The following is a 2,268-nucleotide window of genomic DNA, read 5'->3' as shown; positions in this document are numbered from 1 at the left end:
TAAATGACTGTCGCCACCGCGTTAGCTGTGTCATGGAAGCCGTTTACAAACTCGAAGGCCAGAGCGATGAAAAGCGCGACACCGAGCAATATGAACGGCAGATAGGTCGTGGGCGCGACCTCGGTGGTACTGATATCGGAATACAGGCTGTAGGCGCCATACAGCACGCCGGCGATTAAGAGCACAAGAAAGATGATGATCGTGAACGGATCGTGCTTGGTGTCGAGTTTCGGCTTTACCGCGACGGGATGCAATTCGTCGAGCGATGAAGCGAGCGGAGAGGTTGCAAGATCAGTCATAAAGCGCTCCGGAGCGGTACACTCGCGCCATCAAATCGTGCCTCCATAACCGTTATGCGACAGTTTTGTGACGGCCCGTTAACGTCGTAGCAACGCGATATACAATCTAAAGTATATAGCGCAAAGAGGATCGCGCCTTGGTTTGCGGCCTGGCGCCGTGCGGTGACAAGCGGGTCCCCCGGCAAGGGTTTGCGGTGCGTCGTGGTGCCCTTTAAGACCCGGCGCCCGGAAATGCGCGAACCAACTTGAGGGTGGCCTGGTGGTCAAAACGGTTGGCGAAAACACCCTTGCGGGCTCACCCAAGGCGCTCGCTCGCGACAACGCCCGTACCTCCGAGAGCGGGCCCGCTCGCAGATTGGTAGCTCCCGATACCGTTCGCAGGACCGGTCCCAGACCTCGCCAAGCCGAGCTTGCATCCGGGCAAGCCCGGGACAGGTCCGCGAATGGTTCGCCCTCGTCAACGGCGGTCCTGGCGAGCCGTCGCGCCAAATCCTGGCCTGAAGTCCCCGTCGCGCCATCGGGTCGCAGGTCCAACTCAAATCCTCTCGACGGGATGCTTGATCAGGCGAGCCGCATTGTTGGACGTGTCAGGTTTGAGATCGCTTCGCCTGGCGCGGGCCACCTCTTGGGGCCGTTAAACCCAGAGCTGTAGACGGAACCGAATTTGCGCTATACGCGCCGGAATGAAGATGATCGAGCGCGTGGATGATGGTGCTCGTCTCGATCAACGCGACAACGTGTCAGGCCAGAAAAGCGCCCATCCCTCGCGCTGGTTTTGTGCCGGTGATTCATTCCCGTTAGGCGGGATCCTTATCGGACACCAGCGACACCCGTTGAGCTCCTCATGTTAGTCGAAGTATTATAGCCTTTGGTATGTCGCCGAGCGAAACGTGCGCCGATTGCTGAGCATGCCGACAACCGGGATGGTGACCCTTGCGACGCCGATCTATCCGACCCCCCGGGGTCCTCGACCCCCTTGCCCGTCCTCAAGGTGGCGCGCGTTGCGAGGCAACGACGTTTGAAGCCCTCGCATTACGCCGCGATTGGCGGCGTCCCTGACATTGTCGCTAACTACGGCTGATGGCTTTTGAGACTTCGTGCGTACAAAACCCTGGCTGAGATCATGCTTCCGATCGACGATCGCGACGACCTGCCCCCGCAAGCCGCGACGTCCGCCATTGCCAGTCCCGACCGGTCCGCACCCGGTCCCACGCCCGCTTCCTATTCGGCGAACAGCGAGGTCGAGCTAAAGCTGCTCGCCGAGCCAGCGCAATTCGCGGCGCTCAGTCAAGCAGCGCCGATTGTGGCGCACGCGCGCAACAAGGGTAGCATCCGACTTCTCAAATCGATTTACTACGATACGCCCACCTGCGCGCTCTATCGTGCTGGCGCGACCTTGCGTGTTCGACAAATCGGCAAGCAATTCATACAAACACTGAAGATCACCGAAGGCAATGACGCCGAACCACTGCGCCGCGGTGAATGGGAAAGTCCCGTTGCAACCATGACGCCGGACGTTCATCTGTTGATGCCCCTGGTCACGATTGGTCTGCAGGAAGCTCTCAATCGCGAGCCGCTGCAGCCGGTCTTTGGCACTGAAGTGCGCCGACACATGCGGGCTCTCAAACTTCCGACCGGGACCGTAGAGGTCGCCTTTGATCAGGGGGTCATCAAGGCGGGTGATAAAACCGCACCCATCGGCGAGATCGAACTCGAACTCAAGCACGGCAGTCCGACGGCGCTCTATGACCTGGCCTCGCGCCTGAGCGAACTGGGGAGTGTCAGGCCGACGATCCGCAGCAAGGCCGACCGCGGCTTTGAACTGGCCTTCGACGCCCCGCCGCGGGTGCGTAAGCTAAACCCGCCGTTCGTTCGTCCTGACATGTCGGTCGACCAGGCTTTCGTGGCAATCCTGCAAACGGGTCTGGCGCAACTCCTCGTCAACGAGCCGGCCGCCGAGGACGGACGC

Annotated in this window: 2 protein-coding genes; one reads left to right on the top strand and one right to left on the bottom strand. The window is 60.5% G+C overall.

Annotated features, from left to right (window positions below; all coding sequences use genetic code 11):
• Positions 1-299 (bottom strand): inorganic phosphate transporter (locus VEJ16_10700; GenBank protein HYB10130.1); only part of this gene is annotated, 299 nt, incomplete at its 3' end.
• A gap of 1,123 nt (positions 300-1,422) precedes the next feature.
• Between VEJ16_10700 and VEJ16_10695 the strand changes: the two genes are divergently transcribed.
• A partial coding sequence (locus VEJ16_10695) for a CYTH domain-containing protein (protein HYB10129.1) occupies positions 1,423-2,268 on the top strand: 846 nt, incomplete at its 3' end.

The sequence above is a fragment of the Alphaproteobacteria bacterium genome, assembly GCA_035625915.1.
Lineage (GTDB): Bacteria > Pseudomonadota > Alphaproteobacteria > JACZXZ01 > JACZXZ01 > DATDHA01.
Note: the sequence above shows the minus strand (reverse complement) of the source record. Positions and strands in the feature narration are given on the sequence as shown.